Annotated in this window: 18 protein-coding genes; 3 read left to right on the top strand and 15 right to left on the bottom strand. The window is 41.6% G+C overall.

The window, feature by feature from the left end:
- Positions 1 to 242 precede the first annotated feature (242 nt).
- From HMPREF0556_RS08495 to HMPREF0556_RS08480, 4 genes are all read right to left on the bottom strand, one after another.
- On the bottom strand, positions 243 to 998 hold the full coding sequence (locus HMPREF0556_RS08495) for a MurR/RpiR family transcriptional regulator (RefSeq protein WP_003757613.1): 756 nt from the start codon (positions 996 to 998) through the stop codon (positions 243 to 245).
- Between the two features lie 97 nt (positions 999 to 1,095).
- Positions 1,096 to 2,082, bottom strand: coding sequence for a sugar kinase (locus HMPREF0556_RS08490; protein ID WP_003757612.1), 987 nt, complete (start codon positions 2,080 to 2,082; stop codon positions 1,096 to 1,098).
- On the bottom strand, positions 2,079 to 2,732 hold the full coding sequence (locus HMPREF0556_RS08485) for a bifunctional 2-keto-4-hydroxyglutarate aldolase/2-keto-3-deoxy-6-phosphogluconate aldolase (RefSeq protein WP_003757611.1): 654 nt from the start codon (positions 2,730 to 2,732) through the stop codon (positions 2,079 to 2,081). The genes HMPREF0556_RS08490 and HMPREF0556_RS08485 overlap by 4 nt, the downstream gene beginning before the upstream one ends.
- A 25-nt stretch (positions 2,733 to 2,757) precedes the next feature.
- On the bottom strand, positions 2,758 to 4,593 hold the full coding sequence (locus HMPREF0556_RS08480; protein ID WP_003757609.1) for a glucose PTS transporter subunit IIA: 1,836 nt from the start codon (positions 4,591 to 4,593) through the stop codon (positions 2,758 to 2,760).
- Between the two features lie 254 nt (positions 4,594 to 4,847).
- On the opposite strand from HMPREF0556_RS08480, the gene HMPREF0556_RS08475 reads away from it, so the two are divergent.
- On the top strand, positions 4,848 to 6,047 hold the full coding sequence (locus tag HMPREF0556_RS08475; RefSeq protein ID WP_003757607.1) for an enolase C-terminal domain-like protein: 1,200 nt from the start codon (positions 4,848 to 4,850) through the stop codon (positions 6,045 to 6,047).
- A 39-nt stretch (positions 6,048 to 6,086) separates the two neighbouring features.
- Here the strand turns inward: HMPREF0556_RS08475 and HMPREF0556_RS08470 are convergent, their stop codons facing one another.
- From HMPREF0556_RS08470 to HMPREF0556_RS08445, 6 genes are all read right to left on the bottom strand, one after another.
- A complete protein-coding gene (locus tag HMPREF0556_RS08470; RefSeq protein WP_003757605.1) occupies positions 6,087 to 6,809 on the bottom strand; it encodes a GntR family transcriptional regulator in 723 nt (240 codons plus the stop codon).
- 125 nt (positions 6,810 to 6,934) lie between these two features.
- The gene (locus HMPREF0556_RS08465) at positions 6,935 to 9,526 is read right to left on the bottom strand and encodes an alpha-mannosidase (protein ID WP_003757603.1); all 2,592 of its coding nucleotides are present in this window, start codon (positions 9,524 to 9,526) and stop codon (positions 6,935 to 6,937) included.
- Positions 9,527 to 9,540: 14 nt separating this feature from the next.
- Positions 9,541 to 10,647, bottom strand: a complete 1,107-nt coding sequence (locus HMPREF0556_RS08460; protein WP_003757600.1) for a PTS fructose transporter subunit IIC — start codon at positions 10,645 to 10,647, stop codon at positions 9,541 to 9,543.
- An 11-nt stretch (positions 10,648 to 10,658) separates the two neighbouring features.
- On the bottom strand, positions 10,659 to 10,979 hold the full coding sequence (locus tag HMPREF0556_RS08455) for a PTS fructose transporter subunit IIB (protein ID WP_003757598.1): 321 nt from the start codon (positions 10,977 to 10,979) through the stop codon (positions 10,659 to 10,661).
- Positions 10,976 to 11,440, bottom strand: a complete 465-nt coding sequence (locus tag HMPREF0556_RS08450; RefSeq protein ID WP_003757596.1) for a PTS sugar transporter subunit IIA — start codon at positions 11,438 to 11,440, stop codon at positions 10,976 to 10,978. The genes HMPREF0556_RS08455 and HMPREF0556_RS08450 overlap by 4 nt, the downstream gene beginning before the upstream one ends.
- On the bottom strand, positions 11,440 to 13,413 hold the full coding sequence (locus tag HMPREF0556_RS08445) for a BglG family transcription antiterminator (RefSeq protein WP_040486681.1): 1,974 nt from the start codon (positions 13,411 to 13,413) through the stop codon (positions 11,440 to 11,442). Before HMPREF0556_RS08445 ends, HMPREF0556_RS08450 begins: the two co-directional genes overlap by 1 nt.
- Before the next feature lie 157 nt (positions 13,414 to 13,570).
- On the opposite strand from HMPREF0556_RS08445, the gene HMPREF0556_RS08440 reads away from it, so the two are divergent.
- Positions 13,571 to 14,428, top strand: a complete 858-nt coding sequence (locus HMPREF0556_RS08440) for a GRP family sugar transporter (protein WP_003757593.1) — start codon at positions 13,571 to 13,573, stop codon at positions 14,426 to 14,428.
- Between the two features lie 85 nt (positions 14,429 to 14,513).
- On the opposite strand, the gene HMPREF0556_RS08435 is transcribed toward HMPREF0556_RS08440, so the two are convergent.
- The 4 genes from HMPREF0556_RS08435 to HMPREF0556_RS08420 all read right to left on the bottom strand — a co-directional run bounded on the left by HMPREF0556_RS08435 (position 14,514) and on the right by HMPREF0556_RS08420 (position 20,217).
- The gene (locus HMPREF0556_RS08435; protein ID WP_003757592.1) at positions 14,514 to 17,711 is read right to left on the bottom strand and encodes a CDP-glycerol--glycerophosphate glycerophosphotransferase; all 3,198 of its coding nucleotides are present in this window, start codon (positions 17,709 to 17,711) and stop codon (positions 14,514 to 14,516) included.
- Positions 17,712 to 17,886: 175 nt separating this feature from the next.
- Positions 17,887 to 18,966, bottom strand: a complete 1,080-nt coding sequence (locus tag HMPREF0556_RS08430) for a hypothetical protein (protein ID WP_003757591.1) — start codon at positions 18,964 to 18,966, stop codon at positions 17,887 to 17,889.
- The gene (locus HMPREF0556_RS08425; RefSeq protein WP_003757590.1) at positions 18,963 to 19,847 is read right to left on the bottom strand and encodes an ATP-binding cassette domain-containing protein; all 885 of its coding nucleotides are present in this window, start codon (positions 19,845 to 19,847) and stop codon (positions 18,963 to 18,965) included. Before HMPREF0556_RS08425 ends, HMPREF0556_RS08430 begins: the two co-directional genes overlap by 4 nt.
- Before the next feature lies 1 nt (position 19,848).
- Positions 19,849 to 20,217, bottom strand: a complete 369-nt coding sequence (locus HMPREF0556_RS08420) for a GntR family transcriptional regulator (RefSeq protein ID WP_003757589.1) — start codon at positions 20,215 to 20,217, stop codon at positions 19,849 to 19,851.
- A 201-nt stretch (positions 20,218 to 20,418) separates the two neighbouring features.
- Here HMPREF0556_RS08420 and HMPREF0556_RS08415 point away from each other — a divergent pair, with 201 nt between their 5' ends.
- Entirely contained in the window at positions 20,419 to 20,859 is a 441-nt protein-coding gene (locus HMPREF0556_RS08415) for a hypothetical protein (protein ID WP_003757588.1), read from the top strand.
- A gap of 42 nt (positions 20,860 to 20,901) precedes the next feature.
- On the opposite strand, the gene HMPREF0556_RS08410 is transcribed toward HMPREF0556_RS08415, so the two are convergent.
- Entirely contained in the window at positions 20,902 to 21,873 is a 972-nt protein-coding gene (locus tag HMPREF0556_RS08410) for a Gfo/Idh/MocA family protein (RefSeq protein WP_040486680.1), read from the bottom strand.
- Positions 21,874 to 21,958 lie beyond the last annotated feature (85 nt).

The raw sequence follows: 21,958 nt of genomic DNA, 5'->3' as shown, positions 1-21,958 counted from the left end.
CAAATTTTAGAAGTAAATGCTCGTAGCGGTGCGATGTCACTTTTCCAACTCAAGATGTTACAAGAAAAAGAATTGTTACAAATCGATAACGTTTGGCCGTGCTGACAAAGCCTTTATTTTCAATGCCTAGCTTTCTATTTGTTCGTTGCTTTTATATGTCAGAAGCAAAAACCTCGTCAAAATGTCACACCTTGTTACTTTTTTGTATTCTGTCTCTTTTTCACCGGTTTGTCACAGAAAAATCATTTCGCTGATTCTGCTTTCTTTTTCCGCACTTCTTTTGCCAAATATTCGACTGTATAAAGTGCTGGCACTTGCGAAGTAATGTCACTGTCGCCGATACTTTCGGTCGAGATGTAATAAGGGATATTGATATCGGAAAGTCGGGCGATCGTCGAATTGGCACTATTGGTGATCGAAATGATCGAGCTGTTGCTCTCAATAAAATGATTGAGATAATTCGTGATACTTTTCGTTTTCCCACCTACTGAAAGGGCGATCACACAGGTTTTTTCGGCCAATCCTTTATTGAAAAAGGAAACGGGATGGTTCTCCGGGTCTTCGATACTGAAAGCCATACTGAAGATAGAAGAAAAATACAGCGCGCCGTATTCGGCAATGATGTTCGAGGAACCTGAGCCAATGAAGACCACAAGATCTTTATCCGCTAGCAGATCAGCTGCAGCATCGATTCGTTCTTGATAAAATGATTCAGAGCTTCGCTGGATAAAATTCATAAAGGCGGATTCATCGACGGTATGTGTTTTCGGGATTTCTTCCATTTCTTCTAAGTAGATGCGTAGTTTGATTTTAAACTCGGAAAATCCGGCACAATCAAATTTTTTACAAAACCTAAGAATGCTTGCCGTACTACAATGGGTTGCTTTTGCTAAGTCACGGATTCGCATCAGTACGACTTTTTCTAAATGAGAGGTCACATATTTATATATTTCCACATCAATATTGCTTAATTCTGGATTATAATTCAGGAACAGCATATCTTCACCTTGCTTTCTGGGCTTTTTCTCGTCATTCTACCCCATACTACTATAGTTTTACTTATTTAAAAAGAGCAGCACGTATTGTGCTACTCTTTTAGCGAACGATCGCGCGGCTTTTATCAGCCGCAAAATCAGCAATCGTTTTTTCATCAAATGGGTTGATATCACCGTGGATACTATGCTTTAAACCTGCTGCTGCAGTTGCGAATTTTACCGTTTCATCCGGTCGCCATTCGGAAAGGATACCGTGGAGGACTGCGGCAGTATAAGCATCACCGCCGCCGACACGATCCACGATTGGGTAGATCGCATACTCTTCAGATTCCCAGCACTCCCCTTGTGTCCATAAATGTCCCTGCAACAAATGATGCGAGGCAGAAATCACGGTTCGCTTTGTTGCATAGAAGAGTTCGATATTGGGATATTTATCGTGCATTGCTTGATAATAATCCGTGGTCTCGCTTGAGATCTCAAAGAATGCTACGGCGTCCATCTGACCTGCCGAGCAGTAATCCACTAAAGGTAGCAGTTGCTGATAGGCTCGTTTCGCTGCTTCAAGCTCCCAAAGTTTGGCGCGATAATTCATATCGAAGCTGATCTTGATGCCGTTTCGTTTGGCCTCGCGAATGATTTTTACTACCATTTCCAACCAGAATGTCGATAAGGCGATCGTGATGCCTGACACATGCAGTACCCGAATACCTTTCAAAAGTTCTGATAGATCCCAATCCATTGACTTGTGCCTGGCAAAACTGGAATGTTGGCGGTCGTACACCACACTAGGAGCTTTCAGCGCTGTGCCGCTCTCTAAATAATAGGTTCCCAACCGATCGCCTGCTTCTACCACAAACGCGGTATCCACCTGATGGCGCCATAAATGTTCTACTGCCATTTTCCCGATCGGATTAGCCGGTACGACTGTTGCGATTCTGGTTGGATGGCCTAGTTTCGACAAATTAACAGCAACGTTTGCTTCCGCTCCGCCGATATGGATATCCAGAGCGGTCGTTTGCGAAAATGGGATACCTTGTTGCGTCGATAAGCGCATCAGCAATTCGCCGATTGTTACGACTTGTTTCATGCTGAATCGCCCCGTTTAGCCTTTTGGAAAGCTTCGGAATAAGCTCTTGCAAGGTCGGTCACTGCCGCAAAATCATTCTGTTCTGCCGGAGCAGTTAGATTACCGCCCACACCGACGGCAACGGCGCCAGCATCGATCCATTCTTTTATATTATCTGTACTCACTCCGCCGCTCGGCATCATGCTGACATATGGAAATGGTCCTTTGACTGCTTTGATATAAGAAGGTCCAAATACATTGCCCGGAAAGAGTTTGATGATATCTACACCATAAGTCAATGCAGTTTGCACTTCTTGTGGGGACAAACAACCTGGTAGATAAGGAACTTGATAGAGATTGCATAATTTCGCCGTTGCTTTATCAAAGGTAGGACTCACGATGAAAGAAGCGCCTGCCAAAATGGCGATCCGAGCAGTAGTGGCGTCCAAAACGGTTCCGGCACCGATCACAATATCGTCGTCAGCATATGCTGCTTTTAATTTGTGGATCAACTGATCTGCGCCCTCGATCGTGAACGTGATTTCCAGTACGCGGATATCGCCAGCTACGATGGCTTCACAGGTGCGAAATGCTCTCTCGATCGACTCTCCGCGAACAACTGCGATCACACCTTTTTCTTCTAATTGTTTCAAAATCCCTACTCGTTTCATTCTAACATCTCCAAATCTGTTTCTTTTAACTTAATGCAATGAAGCCGATCTCTTCGCCTGCTGTATATGTCGCTTTTTGTTCTTTCGGCATTGCTTTGATCTTATCCATATTCGTGATAACTACCATGATCGTAATATCTTTTCCAGCAGAAGCTACTTCGGCGATATCCATAGAAGCGATCTGTGTTTTTGTTCCCACCTTATCACCAACTTGGACAAGCGTTTCAAATGGTTTACCTGCTAAGCTAACAGTGTCGATCCCCATATGGACTAATACTTCTACCCCAGAAGGTGTGGTGATCCCGATCGCATGCTTTGTCGGGAAGATCGTGCTGATTACTCCGGCTACTGGCGCAAAAACCTCATTTCTATCTGGTTTGATCGCATAACCATCGCCAAGTGCTTTTGATGCAAATGCTTGATCTGCTACTTGTTCCAGCGCTATATATTCTCCAGTTGTGACCGCAGCTAATTCTAATTCTGTTTCCTCACTTTTTTCGCTTTCATCGTCACCAGGTTTTTTCACAAGGAAAATACCAGCCACGAAGGAAACAGCAATCGCAATAATGATACCTAAGACAGCGAAGATAAAGTATTTACCGATATAGGCCGGCAAACTGAAAATACTTGATAAGATATAACCATAGATCCGAACGCCAAAGGCACTGATAAAGGCAGAAGCCACGGCACTACCGATCGTTGCTGCTAGTAATGCTCGTTTATATTTAGTCAAAACACCGAAGAGAGCTGGTTCTGTGATTCCAAGCAGTCCAGAAAGTGCGGAAGAAATAATAACCGATTTTTCTTGTTGTGTTTTTGCTTTGCGGTACATTGCAAGTGTTGCACCGGTGATTGCCATATTTGCCATGAACATCATTGGCATCAGCATATCGTAGCCTTGGTTCGCAAAGTTTTGCAATGCGATCGGCGTCATCGCGTGATGCAGACCGGTAAGAATAGCAACTGGTCGAATCGCACCAACGACGATACCAGCCACAATCGGAGAAATTTTAAACAAGCCTTGAACGATCCAAGCAAGTCCGTCGCCTAAATAAATGCCGATCGGTCCAATAATAACTAAGGCAATCAAACCACCAATAAATAAAGAGAATGTCGGTGTGAAAACTGTTCGCAACACTCTTGGCAGTAGTCGATCGACCCAGCGATAAACATAACTTAATACTAATACTGAGAAAATGATTGGAATAACCGTTCCCGCGTAGTTAAATACTGGAATCGGGATAAATCCAAATAAATGGAATGCTTTGACGTTGCCAGCTGCTACTGCTGCTGTCATCGTTGGATACTGCATCGAAGCGGCAATAGCGACCGCTAGATATTGATTCGTCTTAAAGATTTTTGCTGCCGAGATAGCTACAAAGAATGGTAAGAATACAAAAACGCCACTGGCAAGCATATCTAAAACTTGAACGGTCGGACTTTGGTCGGAAATGACTTTCAGCGCCACCAACCCGGCGATAAGCCCTTTGATCATTCCGGCACCGGCGATCGCAGGTACGATTGGTCCGAATACACCAGAAACGATATCCATGAACATCGCTACAAGCCCACGTTTTTCACGTTTCCCATCGCTTTCTGTACCATCTTCATCAATGCCTAGCTCTTTCGCGAGCGGTTGGAAATAATCGTCAACATCTGTTCCAATAATGATTTGATATTGATTGTTTTGGTTTTGTGCTCCTACTACTTCAGGAATGTCTTTAATGGCTCCCTCTTTTATTAATGATTCATCTTTTATATCAAAACGTAATCGAGTCATACAATGCCACGCATTATTGATATTGGCTTTTCCGCCAAGGTTCTCAATGATGGTTTTTGCGACTTGCTCTTTTTTATCCATGATTACCCTTCCTTTTTTTCAAATTTTTGTGCGCGCTTACAAGAAAAAATATAACATAGAATGCCAGATAAGCAAAAAGGACAAAATCAATCAATTATTAATTAAATCATTGATATAAAGCCGTTTTCTAAATATAAATTTCAAAATTGGACTGGTTTTTATTGTTAATAGCTCATTCTTTCGATCCAAATTGACAGCGCCCGTCTTGAGGTGGTTCAATAGAGTTATCCAAGAATTAGAAAAGAGGAATTTTGATGAATCCGACATTGATCACAAATATCCACTGCTATGTTATCCGGCCTGATCGGCATAACCTTGTCGTGGTAAAGGTAGAAACTGATAAAGGTATTGCGGGATACGGATGTGCTACCTTTCAACAACGTCCTTTGGCAGTCAAAACAATGGTAGAGGAATACTTAACGCCGCTTCTGATTGGAAGAGATGCGAATAATATTGAGGATCTGTGGCAGATGATGATGGTAAATAGCTACTGGCGCAATGGTCCTGTGACGAATAACGCTGTTTCTGGAATCGATATGGCACTTTGGGATATCAAAGGGAAGCTCGCGGATATGCCGCTTTATCAACTTTTTGGCGGAAAATCCCGCGATGCGATAGCTGCTTATACGCATGCAGTAGCTGATGATCTAGACGAACTTTATGGTCAGATCGATCAGATCCGTGCAGAGGGCTATCACCATATCCGCTGTCAGCTTGGTTTTTATGGTGGAAACGCTACGAATTTCCATACGACCGATAATCCGACTTCCGGTTCTTATTTCGATCAAGGGCATTATATGCGGACAACGGTCAAAATGTTTCAAGCAATCCGTGAAAAATATGGCTATGACTTCGAGATCTTGCACGATGTCCATGAGCGTTTGTTCCCTAATCAAGCGCTGCAGTTTGCCAAAGATGTAGAGCCTTTCAAGCCTTATTACATTGAAGATATCCTGCCGCCTGATCAAAATGAGTGGCTTGCGCAGATTCGTCAGCAGACTGCTACCCCGATCGCAACGGGAGAATTATTCAATAATCCGATGGAGTGGAAAGCTTTAGTTACTGGGCGCCAAGTAGACTTCATGCGTTGCCATGTTTCCCAATTGGGCGGTATTACGCCAGCTCTCAAACTCGCTCATTTCTGCGATGCAATGGGGATCAGAATGGCTTGGCACACGCCTTCCGATATCACACCGATCGGCATGGCTGTGAATACGCACTTGAACATCCACTTGCATAATGCGGCAATCCAAGAAAACATCGACATCAAAGAGAATACAGAAAAACTGTTCACGAATATACCGCGCCCAAAAGCTGGCTACTTCTATCCAATCGAAAAAGCTGGTATCGGCGTGGCGTTCGCGGAAGAACTTGCGGCAGATTATCCAGTCGCTTATCGTCCCCATGAATGGACGCAAAGCCGGATTCCTGATGGAACGATCGTAACACCATGAAAAAAAAGCGTGAACCTTTTGAATAGGTTCACGCTTTTTTTAAATAAACAACTGATCACTCTGACGCTGGCGGTGATTCTCTTTATTAAACGGCGTAATATACGTACAGGTGTAATCAAGGGCTGTCACCTCGCTATATTCATAGACGATCCCGCCCTTCAGAATACAGCGGTTCTCGATTTTCATAGCTGGTATTCCCCGTTTACAGCCCATTAGCTGTGACTGCTCTTTATTGATGGTGACAGGGCTGTAAGAAGTGATATAGTGAGAAATCGTATAATTTTGTTGCTGGATATAGGCTTGGATCGAGTGGGCAATGTCTTCTACCTTTAAAGTTGGAAATAGTTTATACGGCAAACGGGAAGTTTCGATCTGAACGATTTGATAATTGACGATCCGAATGCGTTGGAATACCCAAATATCTTCATTCTCCGCCAATTCAAAAATCCGTTGATCTTCTTCTGTCGCTTTTTCTTTACGCAGGTAGATTGGTTTGGAAATGATCCGCCGATATGGCGTCGCGGTGATCGAGTTATAGATAAGCGGATTTTGGTTCACATTCTTCCGCACAAAGATACCTGATCCCTGGATCACATCGATCACGCCGATATCACGCAGTTTGGCGATCGCATCCTGGATCGTATAACGCGAAACTTCATAAAAAGTAGCTAAACTCCTTTGCGTCGGTAGCTTGCCTTCTGGATAGTGATTTTGGTAGATCTTGCTTAATAGATCTTGGATAATAAATTCTTTTTTCTTCATAACGATCCGCTTCTTTCTTTTAAAAATAGGCTCATAATGAATATAGCATGTTTGCGGAAAATGTGTGGAGCTAATTTGCTTTTCAAAAAAAAAAGTACGCCACGGGATCTGGCGTACTTTTGCTTTTATAGTGGTAAACGGAATGTTAGTGCACTGTAGGCAGGTACATTTCGCTTTGCTTCCTGTATTTCTTCTAATGCGTTGATTTGCTCAGCCTGCTGCAAGATCGTTGGAATCTCGATTGCTTCACTAGTCGGGTTTTCGATCCGAATCAGGTACTGATCTTGTTTGTAATAAGACGGATGACAAGTCGATACCAGAATATCTTCTGGCAAAGAGATCACTGAGAGTGTTTGCGGCACGGTGAGTTGTTGTCCGGTCGATTGGATTTTATTATCTAGGCGGTGTAGAAAATAATTATAATCCTGACGCAGATAATCCACGTTTTCTGCTGCAAAATATTTACCTAGTTGAGCTGTATTTTTTTCTGAAAAGGCTCCTTGTGCGAAAGAAATAGCAAAGTCATAGTTCCAGTCGCCCATCAACTGGGCTTTTTCTGTCGCCATCAAGATGTGTCCACGCTTGGTCGTATCACCAGATGCCCGGCCAGGACGATAAACAAGATCCGGTTTCCCCAGCTGATCCGTCGTTGCTAGTAACGTCAGCGCCAATGCCGTTCCCTGATGCTGATACTCTTTTATCCCTTTTGTAAATACCGAACAAACTGCTTCTTCATCTGAAACAGAGATATTTTGTTCCAGTGGCTCAATGTCGATCGGCATTTCACTATAGGTAGCTTCCCAGTCCGCCGGCACTCCTTTTGTCCGTTTAATAAAGCCAAACGGAAGAGACGCGTGATTATGATCCGTTTCGATGCCCGTCTCGACCAATAGGCGTAAACGATGGCTCCTAAGCGAGTTCTTGACATGCAATTCTCCATGTAAAAGTGGATCGCCCGTTTTTAATGTGAGCGTAGCAGTTAGTTGTAACACTCCTTCTTTGTGCGGGGTTAGCAGTCGATTTTCCAGATCATAAGGCAATGTATAACTTCCAGTCAGTTTCATTTTTTGTACGCCTTTTGCGGTACTTATTTCTGCTGTTTGGAAGGTTAGTTTGACTGGCGTGTCGCCGACTAATGGAGAAAAATCATAGGTGTCTCCAGCATTTGCTTCATCTACAAAGGAAAGGAATTGTTCGATTCTTTTTCCAAATGCTGTTTCAGCGGTCAACACACCATTTTCAAAGGAAACGGTAATAAAGTCATTGCTGATCTGAGCAGTTGGTTTTTGTTCCATACTAGGAAGTTCTTGCGTAGTAGAATGGAAAGAAACGACTTGATAACTTAGCCCCGGCAGTTTAACAGGCAACTGGATGCGTAGCAAATAATATCCAGGTTCTTCGATATATTCATTTCCTGCCGGCGTTTCAAACAATACATTTTCGCGTGCTTCGACATAATCTGCCTCAACAATCACCGCCTCCGGATGATCTGGAAAGCTGATTTGTTTCGTCGGAGAAATGACTTGGACTTCTTTTGTACCTTCAAAAGTCGTTAGCGCTGTATTGAAGAGTAGTATTTCCTGATTGCTGAGTCCCAAAGCTTCTGCTAGTTTTTTGCTGATGGTATTCTCGATGCTATCGGCGATTTCTTCTGCTTCTTTAAAACGATGCAGGATATCTTCAGCGACGGTATCAGAAACGCAGCCTCCTAAACTATCATGAGCGGCTCCTTCCAGCACTTTTTTCCAAGCAGTCATCAGCAAACGTTCACTGATATGGATCCCAGCTTTTTTGGCAATGACAAGCATTGGCTCGATCCGGTAAAGCAGTTTTGCTTCCAGCTGCGCGCTTTTCAACTTGATATCCATTCGGCTGGAACCAATCGTTTTATGAACGCGTGCTAGAACTGGGCTGCGGAACTCGCCTTGGTATGTTTCCAGATCTGGCAGCGCTTTGACATATTCTAGAAAATCCGCGTACGTACTCAATTCGTAGGTGTATTTGCCAATCGTATTGATTTTGGTGATCTTTTCCGAGAAATCTTTAATAATCGCTAGCTGATCATTTCCGGAAGGGATCAATACTTCGCGGTTGTCACCGAATTGCTGAATAAATTCGATCGCCGGATCCAATCTGCCTTCGACAAACTCTTTGGTTGGTTCGAGCAGCATGCCTGTACCGTAACCTTGAGGCATATTGACCGCATATACTTCGCTTTTGCCGTTTAAGCCCTGCCATTTGAAATAGGGACTGCTGACATGTTTGCCAAGATGAACCCCCCGCCAAAAGATAAACGTATCGAGACCAAGTTGTTCCAATATTGCTGGCACCTGAGCGTTAAATCCGAATGTATCCGGCAGATAGCCGATATCCATATATTCTCCGTACTTTTTACTTTCAAAAACACCGATCATGCCATTGCGAAGGATAGACTCAGCATGTGCATAAAATGCGTCTGATTGCGTAAACCACGGTCCAATAAAAAGCTGTTTCTTGGCGATCAATGCTTGGATATTCGATAATTTTTCCGGATATAGCGCCAAATAATCATCTAAGATCGAAAGCTGACCATCTAAAACAAAACTCGCTTCGGGATTTTTTTCTAATTCGACGATCGCATCGGTAAAAAGCTGTTCGCTGAGTACTAAAGCGTCCATCGCTGTAAAGTACCACTCTCTGTCCCAATGTGTATGATTGACGATATGTGCTTTAATCATATGCTCCTCCTAACTCAAGATTCCCATTCTGCGTCATCAAAATAATCTTCTACTTCTTCTTGTGCTTGATCCGTAGCTGTCGTTTTCCCGCGGAACAATACTGCTAGTCCAGCTACGACGCCAGTTCCTACTGCGATCGATAAGACATAAATCGGCCAGTGCATGACTGTAAACCAGCCATAAAAGCCACTGATCGGTGCTTGGTTCACTGCACCTAATCCTACTGCGAGTGCTCCGCCGACAGCGGAACCGATCACTGTAGAAGGAATTACTTTTAGCGGGGATTCGACAGCAAATGGAATCGCTCCCTCGCTGATACCAACGAGCCCCATTACGAGCGAAGATTTTCCGGCTTCGCGCAGTTCGGCGCTGTATTTTTTCTTAGCGATCAGAGTTGCTAGGCCCAATCCAAGTGGAGGAATAATAATGGCTACTTGCGCCGCTGTATTTGGTGCATAGATCCCGCTTGTCAATAGTGCCATTGCTGTAGTCACAGCTGCTTTGTTTACTGGTCCACCTAAGTCAAAACCGACCATGGCACCGATAATTGCTGCCATTAAGATCTGATTGGTACCGGAAAGACCATTGAGCCAGCTTTCAAGTGCGGTGTTCAGATTGGCAAAGGGAACACCGACCACATAATTAATAACTAATACCGTTATCAGCGTTCCGAAAACAGGAACTAAAAAGACGGGAACAATCGATGCTGCAGCTTTTGGTAATTTTACATATTTTTTGATTAATAAGCAGGCATAGCCGGCAATCAAACCTGCTGCCAAAGCGCCTAGAAATCCTGCACCGAGATCTTTTGCCAACAATCCGCCGACAAGTCCCGGCGCGATCGCCAGTTTATCCGAGATGGAATAGCCGATAAATGCAGCGATCACTGGGAACATCATCCCTAAAGCTAACCCACCAAAACCATCTAAACTATGAAGCAATGCGATCAAACCATTGGCACTGTCGCCATATTTCCCATCCCAGATGTCCGTGATTCCATAAAACGTTGCCCCTACCCTTGCTACTGCCATGATAACGGCGCCAGCGATAACAAGCGGGATCATGTATGAAATACCAGTTAAAACATGTTTTTTCAATTCATTTCCTATCTTCTTAAACATATTCGTCACTCCTATTTTTCATCGATTTTTGCTAAGGCATCTTGAATCACTTGCTCAGCGTTTTTGATTGGCGCACTTACTGGAACTTCCAAGATCGTTTTCCCTTCAAAACGCTCACGGTCGCGAACTTTGGTATCTACTGCGAAAATAACGACTTCACCGATCTGTACGTCTTTTTCTGTTAGTGTTCCTTCGATCCCTGTTGCTCCTTGTGTTTCTACTTTGATCAAATGACCCATTTTTTGTGCACCTTTTTTTAATGCTTGTGCTGCCATATACGTGTGTGCTACACCAGTAGCGCATGCTGTCACTGCGATAATTTTTCTTTTCATTGTTCATACACTCCTTCAGTAAATGATTGGATTACTTGTTCCGGACTTTCTGCCGCTTTTAAATCAAGCACGACTTGATCGTCCATTAATTTGGTTGCTATTTCAGCAAGGATCTTCAAATGGCCATCCGATTTGTCGTGTTCCGCGATCGCCAGTAGAAAAACGATCTCGACAGGCTTGTCATCCAGTGATTGCCATTCTACCGGCTGCGCAAGTTTTGCAAAGCCGATCGTAGATTCCGTGACTGCTGTACTTTTGCCATGCGGAATCGCTACACCAAACCCAATTCCCGTTGTCGCATGTTCTTCCCGCTGATTCACTGCTTCTAAAAACTGGGCTTCATCTGTTACGTTCCCGCAGCTTACCAATCGTTTGGTCAATGCTTGGATCACTTCCGCTTTTGTCGCCGCCTGCAAATCAAATTGCATCGCATTTGCTGATAAAATATCTGTTACTTTCATTACATCTCATCCTTTACTAAACATTCATTTAACGCTGCTATCGTTCTCGCATCCGTTACTTGTTCTAACCATCTTTTGTTATCGATTCGTTCATAAAATTCTTCGTAGAGTTTATCTAAGCTCAAATTGTGATTGTCATCCAGTGCTAAGAAAAACACTTTATCTACTTGCTCTTCGCCCCATTGGATCGGATGCACCAATGTCGCTACTACGATCGCTGATTGTTTGATCAAAGCCGGATCGGCATGTGGTGTCGCAAGTCCGTGGAAGGACGTATAGGACAGTTGTTCTCGCTGAATCGCACTCTGTAAAACGCCCGGTTCGGCGTAACCACTCTGCACCAGTCGCTCAGCAATAAAAGCTAGTACCTCTTCAAGTGTTGTCAATTCCAATTGTGGAAATAAAAGCTCCTCGTGGATCAGCTGCTTCAAAAATGAATTTTTTTGTTTTCGTTCTTGTGGCTTCATGATCTGCAATTGCTTGGACACATTAGCTAAATCGCTTTCCGTCATCATCGGACTAACGACAATGACTGGAATCGCGCTGTGTAGATCTAAATAGATCGTACTAATGATCAGATCCGCTTCGATATTTGGCTCTTCCATGATTTTTTGAACAGAGAATATCGCCGTCACTGTTAAATTTTTGAAATACTTTTTGATTCTGGCAGCTAATAACTGCGATGATCCTAAGCCAGTGCTACAAACTAACGCCACATTTAGTCCTTCCGGCTGCGATTTGGTCCGTTCATAAAATGCTTCGAAGTGGAGCGCGATATAAGCACTTTCATCTTCATTGATGTGTACATGGAATTTCTTTTCAAACGGAACTTTTACTCGAAGCGCTTGTTCAAACGCCAACGGGAAATTCTGTTTGATTTTACTTAGAAAAGGATTCGTGAAATTCATGCCTAGTTTCAAACGGTTAAGCGCCGACTTCAAATGCGTTGCCAATCCCTCGATCAGCTCAAAGTCATAAGCAGTGCCTGTCAATGTACTTTCGACAAACTGTTTAAAGTCATCATTTTCCGGCAAGCTAGAGGGTTGGATCAGTTCATCATTCCACTGATTATAGGCAGCGGATAAATGGATCTGGATATAATCCGCTTCAAACGCGGGGATCTCCAGTTCAAATCGCGCTTCCAACAACTCAACCAAATAGCGGGTGTTTTCTTTTTGCGTCATCACTAGATTTTTCACCGGGGAAACTTGTAACGCTTCGATATAATCGGCACTCTTGATCCTTTCCAGTGCGATTGCCAAATGGATAACTAATGATTCAAACGCATAATCCGTAAAAGCAAAGTTCTTTTCCCTGCTGAAAGTATGGACGACATCAATGATCTCTTTCAGTCCATCGGTTGGAAAAATCCCTGTCAGATTGACTTCGATCTGCTCAAACGCCTGTCTTACCTTGCCGTTTTCCTGTTTCAAGTACCAGTTATCTCCCCAGAAGTGATTGATCAATTTCGAGGTCAAACTACGTCTTTCCTGTTCGGTCAACCGCAATTTCATTCCCTTACTGGGCTTCTTATAGAGCGTTACTCCTTCTTTTTCCAGCATGTTCGTTACTTCTGCCATATCTTTTTCGATTGTTCCGCGACTGATAAACAATTCGTCTGCCAGCATTTGGATCGTAATAAAATCTGTCGTTTTCAATAGTTTGATAAAAATATAAACTACTCGTTCCTCCTTCGTCTGCGGCAGAGAACTTACTGGTTGATCAATGTTCTTCAACATGTCGCGGATCGTTTGCTTATCGCCTTCGATATAGATCCCGATCTTAGGTTTTCGAACGAGGACTAGTTGACTTGCTGTTAAAAAACTATCGATGACTTGCAGCGATCGCGAAACGGTTTTTTCGGAAACGGCCATTTCGGCAGCAATACGTTTGACAGTCGTGTAGCCATTTTTGACAATGAATTGGATCATTCGTTTTTCACGTGGACTCAACATTTTGGTTACCGCTTTCATTTTTTGAATTCCTTTCTGTAACTGTATTCTATCTTGAATAAAAGGTCCGGAAAACTCCCAAAACGACCACATTATATCTGGTCATTTTCGGTTATTGTTCCGCACTTGCTACTAATGGTAGATTGATAGAGAAATTAATATAGGAAGGAAGCGTATTATGTCTGGATTTATGTTTGCACTGCTTCCAGTTCTAGGCTGGGGATTTATGCCGATCTTGGCAAATCTGCGTAAAAGCACACCGGAAGAACAGCTACTGGGAACGTCGATCAGTGCCTTTCTTTTTGCGATCGTGGCGACACTCATTGTTTTACCTGCATTTACGGTGACATCCTTTGTCATCAGCTTATGTTCCGGAATCTTTTGGGGGATTGGCCAACTTTTGCAATTTCGTGGCATCCGGCTCTCGAGCGTTTCTACCGCCATGCCGATTTCCAATGGTTCCCAATTATTATTTGCTACTTTGATCGCCGTACTTTTTTTCCATGAGTGGAAGACCGCGGGACAAGTGGGAGTTGGTATTTTGGCTACTTGTTTGCTTATCATTGGGGTGATCATGACTGGCTTTAAAAAACAAAACCAAACTGTAAAAGAAGCAGTACCTTGGCAAGTTTATCAAACGATCCTTTTATCGTCTTTGTTTTTATCTTTCTACGTTGTTACTAACCAAGCCTTTCACATCACTGGTTTTTCCATTATTTTACCACAATCAGTTGGCATGCTTATCTTTGCATTTGCAGTAAACTATTTTAAAGCCAAGCGTCCAATTTATAAAAATGTCCGTTTTAATCTTCTGACTGGCTTATCTTGGTCGATTGCCAACATCGGGATGTTCCTAGCAACGATCACTCTCGGCGTCGCAACTAGCTTTTCAATCTCCCAAGCCTGCGTGATCATCGCGACATTGTTTGGGATTTGGATTTTCAAAGAGAAGAAAGCCCCGTTAGAATGGAGTTTTATCTTGACAGGTATCTTATTGATCATGGCTAGTGTGGTATTGTTGGGAATGATGAAATGATCGCTTTTCCACGACTTTTCAAACAAGAACTATGGTTGAATAGTAATAAAAGAGGCTTTAGCTTTGGCGCTAAAGCCTCTTTTGATTATTTCCCGATCACTTTCTCTACCACTTGTTCTGCAGCGTGACCATTTTCAAAAGCACAATACTTATTATAAAAAGCAGCATATTTATCTTGATATTCTGTTTCGATTGCTTCTATGTTTTGAATCGCGCTGATTAATTGCTGATTATTAAAAAGCAGCGGTCCTGGGGCTTCTTCTTCAAAATCCATATAAAAGCCGCGAAGATTATTTTTATAATGCTCAAAATCATATGTGAAAAACAGCAGTGGTCGTTTCGTATTGGCAAAATCGAACATTACAGATGAATAATCTGTGATACAGATATCACTGATCAGATACAGATCACTGATATCGTCATAGGAAGCCACATTTTTCACGAAACTATCTAAACTCGAATCCAAGACCAGAGCATTGCTGATAATAATATGCGGCCGAAGAAGCAGCACATATTCGTTGCCAAAAGCCTCTTTCATTTTAAATAGATCCATCTTCAAGTTTATGAGATGTTTATTGGCTTGGTTGACTTCATCATCTCTAAAAGTTGGCGCATACAAGATGACTTTCTTATCTGCCGGTAAGGAAAGTTTCTGTTTGATCAATGCTTCTTTATTATGCAACTCTTCTACCGAAATATTGTAAAAGATATCGTTTCTAGGATAGCCAACTTCTAAGATTTCTTTTTTGTACTGGAATGCAGACTGGAAGCATTGCGTTGCATATGGGCTTGGTGAAATCAAGTAATCCCATTTGCGCGTCGCAATATTTACCCGATCTTTATATCCATCATCTTTTCCTTCGAAAGTATCTACATCGTTCAACATCTTTTTCAATGGTGTGCCATGCCATGTTTGGATATATTCCGTTTTACGTTTCTTGCGTATATAGTAAGGGAAGTTTTGATTATTCACCCAATATTTTGCTTTCGACAAGTATTTGTAATAACTAGGACTTAATCGATCGACTGAAATAACATTTGGATCATCGAAGGGATAAATATTATTATTCACCCACACAATCTTATATCCTGCTTGTTTATTTTTCAAAACCTCATAGATGACTTTAGGGCTGTCTGCAACGGCTTTTCCCACATTGCTTTCAAAAACGATCAACTTATCGTCCAAACGTCCAAACGTAACAAGCCATTTATTATATAGTTGCATGGCTTTGAAATAATACTTACTTTTTCTAAAACGTAAGAAAACACGTTGTGCAAGCACATCATATTGAACCATATCTTTGATGCGGTTTTTCTTTTTAAAAGCAAGTGCTGCTTCGAAAATCCGCTTAGAATTGCTTTGATCTTGATATTGATTGAACTTATCAGCTTTAATCATCAGTTCTTTACCCATTTCAAAATCATTCGATTCAAAAGCAGTCAAAGCATCGATCAAACTAACTTCATCGCTTACGATCCTACCTGGCAACTCTTTCTCAATATCCAGATGGGACGGATATTTACCAATAAAACGATCACGGTCAAATTGATAATAGATGACCGGTTTATGCATGAAACTAAAGTCAAAAGCCACACTTGAATAATCGGTTATCATCAATTTGCTTTCTTTGATGAGATCCTGTACGTTTTCTTCACCTTGCTTGATTACTTTGATATGGGCGGGGACATCAAAATATTGGATAAACGGCTGCATGTTGGGATGCAAGCAAAATACGATCGTCGTCCCAGCTTCAGCTAATGCTTTTATTTTCGGATGTGCAAGTAACTCTGTATAGCGTTCCAAGTATTCAGAAGCCTGTAATAATTCAATATTGGAAAGCCAATCTCGCCAAGTCGGAATAATAAGGATCTGGTCTTTTGTTTCCCGCTTTTCTGTAAATAAATTATCGAATCGCGGCAGACCTGTAACCTTTATTTGATAGTTGTCATAGCCTAAATCCCGTTCTACGATTTGTTTTTCGCGTTCAGAACTCGTAATGAACAGATCAATATTAAAGTCTTTCAGTTGTTTGCCGTAAATTTGCGATAAATTCTTCAATCCTAATACACCATGTTGTAAAAAGACTTTTTTGGCTTTGATTTTCTTTGTGTAGCGATAACTATCGATTGGATAGATTTGTTCTGGATGGTGTGTGGAGCAGATAAAATCTGCCTTTAGCATGATATCAAAATGCTCTGGAGATTGATAGTAAATAATATTTCCAAAAGGTGCTACATTTTTCAATTCACTCGAATTCCGATCAATGACATAATAGACTTTTTCCTCTGGATGGTGTGTACGCATATATTTAAAGAAATGTAGTCCATTGTCTTGCGCTTTATAATATTTTTCACCCACGATCCAGATTTTCTTTTTATTCCTCACAAATAAGTTAGAAGAACGTTTCATACTTTTTAAATACGCTTCATAACTTTCCGTTGTATATGCATTTATTTTAAATGATAGATTTCTTCCTTTGAGCGTAAAATACGGCGTAACTGACTTCACTTGATTTTCCATTTTTTTGGAAACTTCGCCTCGCAAGAATCTTTCTACAATGACGCGCGGATTCCCTAATTTAACTCGAACCGGCTCTCTAAGTTCCACTGTCTTTGCCTGAATAAAAATATCAATAACATCTTCAGGATCAAAGTCATTTGTCATAAAGTCACGGAGACTTTCAATAATGTCAATGTCAAAAGCGTATACTTTTGTATTTGTTTTTTTGCTTTTAGAAAAAAAGGTGGCATTCAGTGGGATGATTTTGGCATTGTTTGCCAAGCGGGAAGTGATTACCAGCGAAGATACATCTAAATTGACATTCCGCAAACTAAATTTCCCAGTCATACGTACCTGTTCCTCATTGATTTTCATTTTATCAATATGTCTTCTTACAATATAATTAGTCGCCGGCAATTCATCCCCGATAAAAAATTGGAAAAAGCCATTAACGGTGATCCAAGGATAGATCGCTGTTTCTTCGTCTTTTACATCAGTTAAATCAGTCATGATCGTTTCGAATTTCTTCACATTGATTTTCATTTGATTTAAAAGAATACCATTGTTTTGTTCAAGAATAAGATAGATCTTATCCTGTTCATACTTTTTGAAAACTTGCAGTGCTTGCCTTAAATCCAAAATAAACTTATTCGTATCTTCTAGAGGCTCAAATTTGATCTCATCAAATTCATTCCGTAGATACAAACAAGTAATCGTCGTAATGGAGCTATCAAACTCTATCGTTATTTCATTTTTCAATTGTTCAACTTTTAGTAAATTCATTTTTTTCGCCTTCCTGTATATAATTATTCATTAAATCTGTTATCATAGCGGTTCAAACTATATAAGTGAAGCATTTCATTAAATATTTTACCATATAAAGTAAAAATAACTAGCTTTATATTAAAAATTTCACATAAAAAAAAAGAAGCATTTAAAGTGCTTCTTTTTTTACCACTCATTTTCTTGTTTTTCTGATCACGTTCCATTTATACATTAAAAGCCAAAAAATCACACCTACAGTAGCAGCAATCACTACGAACCAAATCGCTATTTTGATTAGATCGCCTAAGGTTGTTATCGTTGGATCGCCAGCTGCATTGTATGAAACGTCCGCATAAAGGCTACCCAATGCGATCGGGACATAAATCATCGCGACGCCGATCACCCATGGGCGAAGACGTGGAAACATCAAGAATTTCCCATTATTTTCGAGCGAGATCCGCTTAAACAACAAAAAGCCACCAACAAATAATAGCAATGCGATCACAAACAGCAATAATGCCATTAATAAGTAAAATTTATCGGAATTAACTTCTTCATAAGTCCATTTCTGCCAAAAGAAACCACTCTCTTCAAAATTTTTCCCCGTCGCAAAAGAGCGGATGTTTAAAATAATATTATTAAGACCGCTAGCGAAGAACACCGTTGCACTAATAAAAAAGCCGACTGCAACGATACATGCAGTAATTATTTCGCCAACCACCACTCCTACAACAATTCCAATTTCCCAAACAAATAGATAGAAAGCCGTCACCCAAAATAATCGGATAATCAGGCTGCCGAAGTTTGGTAAATATTGACTTGGGATTTGACTATATATATTTATTAATCCGAGTCCCATAAATAAGATCACACCAAGGATCAAAGGAACCAGTATGGTCAAATGCTTTACGAGAAATATCCTGGTTTTGCTAAACGGGATTCCAAACGTAAAGTAGTCCATATGTTTATTTTTTTCAAACACAGTAACTTTCAATCCAATAAATAAGAATATAAAGCTAAAAAATATCGACCAAGTTGCGAAAGAATCTATATTGACATGTAAACTTTCTTCAATCTCTTTGGGACTCATATGGGATTCTTTGTCTGCCTGATTATCTTTTATGAACTCAGCAGATTGATAATACTGCTTGTTATCTTTATATTGAGTAACTAATCCTGTACTATTCAACCATATCATCGCACCAAATAATACTAATGTCGCGATCACGATCCAGCCGGACTGCCGCCATTCTTTCCATATCAAACCGCTCATCTCGCATATACCTCCTCTTCGTCGCCCAAATGGTAAAGGAACAGGTCTTCCAGTGTGACCGCCAATTCATCCATAAAAATAGGGTCTAGTGCTTGGAACTGTGTACGGAGTTCCGGAGTCAGTTCTGGAATCAGCAAGGTATAGACGCGGCCGAATTGCTGGATTACGGTGCCGTGTTCCAATAATAGTGCAGGTAGCTTTTTCTCTTTAAAAGCGATTTGCAATTTGACCGCTTGTTCCCGCATGGTTTCCAAATGATAGGTCTTCGCAATACTATTGTCTTTGAGGATGTGGATATAATCCGCGATTGGTTCCAGTTCTTGCAGTCGGTGAGACGAGATAATGATGCCTAGCTGATTTTTATCGACTTCTTCTAGCAGGATCTGCATGATTTTCTTTTGAGCGATAATATCCAGTCCTTCCATTGGTTCGTCGAGTAAAAGATATTCTGCTCCGATCGAAAGTGCTAATATCAATCCGAAAAGTCCACTCATTCCTTTGGAGTAAGTTCCTAATTTATGCTGCGGATTCAATTTCACTTGTCTTAGCAAGACATCAAATTTTGCCCCATTAAAATTAGGGTATGTTTTTTGATAAAATTTCTTGATCGTTTTCACCTTGTAGCCATCCCAAGCATGAAGCTGATCTTGCAACATGAAGATTTTTGCTTTAAGTCGTGGATTTGCTAATAATGGTTGATTGTCGATCTCCACGGTTCCGCTATCCGGGGTATAATATCCCATTACAGTTCGAAATAGTGTGGTTTTTCCTACGCCATTGCGCCCAACCAAACCAACTATTTCACCTGGATTGATAGTTAGTGAGATGTTATCCAATAATAGCTTCCCATTGATCGTTTTACTTATGTTTTTAATCTCCATGCTACTCCTCCTCTGCTTCTTTGACCCAGTTATTGATCTCTGTTTCACTGATGCCCAATGCTTTTAAATGAATAACTGCTTCCTTCAAGCGTTTTTTTGCATCGAGCAACGTCTTTTCTGAAAGCATTTTGCCTGTCTGTTCTGTAATAAATGTGCCCCGTCCTTTGACAGTGCTTAAAATTTCCAGTCGTTCAAGCTCTTGGTATGCTTTACTAACTGTATTTGGATTGATACCTAGTAGCGCTGCTAGCTCACGGATCGAAGGTACTCTATCACCGGGTTCCAGTATGCCTTTCACTACTTGCGCCTGCATTTCATTGACGATCTGTTCATAGATTGGCAATCGACTTTTATTATCTAATTCAAACATGTATTCACCTGCTTTGTTTTTTGTATTAAGTGAACTACTCCAAATAGTACACTCGAGCCATCAAAAAGTCAACTCATAAAATATTTAGCCAGCCTACTGTGAGCAGCTTTCCGATTTTTTGATAATCGTGCAAAAATCAATCCCTGTATCGTCAACTTATCTGCTATACTAAAAGTAAATCGTTCAAAGGAGCATCATCCTATGCAGCCACTATTATCCGAACGCATTATTCGTTCGATTTCCAAATATATTCTTCAGTTTACCGATTATTGGTTTGAAAATTATATCCATCAGATCTTACCAACTGAAGTGACCGATCAGAAGGAGATTCTTACGGACTTTCGCCAGCAGACTGTCGAGACGATCGGTTCCGGTTTAAGAGCGATCGCCACTCAACGGATCGACGAAAAAGCGTATTTCGAGCTTGGCGCTGCTCAATTTGAAAATGGGATCACTTATGGACAGACGCTGGAACTTCGCTATGCCTTTGAAGAAGCGATGGAATGCTTTCTGATTCAAATCAATCAGCGACATGATCTGGAGCTTTCCGATCAGGAAATTGCCGATTATATCACAGCACTAAAGCAGTTAAATGATATTTTGACGCCGATCATTGCCGCTGGTCATGCCTCTAAACAATAAAAAAACACCAGCTCTGCTAAATTGCCGCAGCTGGTGTTTTCTTTATTTCTCAAATGGGAAAACGATGCCCCATTGTTCTCGGATCGTCGTCATAAGTGCTACCACATCTTCTGTCAGAGAAGCAGTCGGATTGGTTCCTGACGCAATAAAATTTTCCATACCGCGAACTTCATAGCGCATCGCATCGGCTCGATTACCCGCCGTGATTTCTTCTTCCGTTCCGTCCTGATACGTGATCAGCGCTTTATCTGCCCGTGAGAAATGATTGATCGTAATATAACCATGCTCATAGGCGACTATTCCCTGTTGTGGCATGCTCGCACGGAATGTCATTGTCACTACGGCCATTTCGCCAGCTTCGTTTTGCAAAACTACTCCAGACTGTTCGTCCACGCCAGTTTCGTATTTTTTCACACTCGTAGCGATCTCCGTCGGTTGCGAATTCAGAAAAACGCGTGCAAATGTCAGCGCATAAGTACCGATATCCAGTAATGCGCCGCCCGCTAGATCCATGCTGAAAAAACGATTATTGGGATCATTGGGCTGGTTTGCTCCAAATGTGACTTGGATCATTTTCAATTTCCCAAGTTTGCCGGAAGTGATTCGTGACTGCAGTTCCTCATAAAGCGGCATATGAAAGATCGTCATGGCTTCCGCTAATACAAGCTCTTTTTCCTCAGCCAATTTCTGCACCTCTTCCAGTTCAGCCGTGCTCACAGTGATCGCTTTTTCGGAAAAGACATGTTTCCCATGCTGAAGCGCCTTTTTGATATAGCCGTAATGATCCGAATGCGGGGTAGCGATATAAACGACATCGATCTTTTCATCGGCCATCAACGCATCAAAATCTGTATACACCTGCTTGATCCCGAATTCCGTTGCAAAAGCCTCGCCCTTTTCTTTATTCCGTGCGCCAACTGCATAGATATTGCATGCTTCCGCCTGCAGAGCTTTGGTAAATTGGTGAGCGATCCCGCCTGGTCCGATGATTGCCCAATTAAGTTTTTGCTTCATTTTCGTCATCCTTCCTCGCTTGATTCTTCATTTTATTATACCTATCCAAGAATGCGCTTTCAATAATTTACATCGCTGACTAACC

Source organism: Listeria grayi DSM 20601, from assembly GCF_000148995.1.
In the GTDB taxonomy this organism is placed as follows: domain Bacteria; phylum Bacillota; class Bacilli; order Lactobacillales; family Listeriaceae; genus Listeria; species Listeria grayi.
This window is presented reverse-complemented; position numbering and strand designations above follow the sequence as displayed.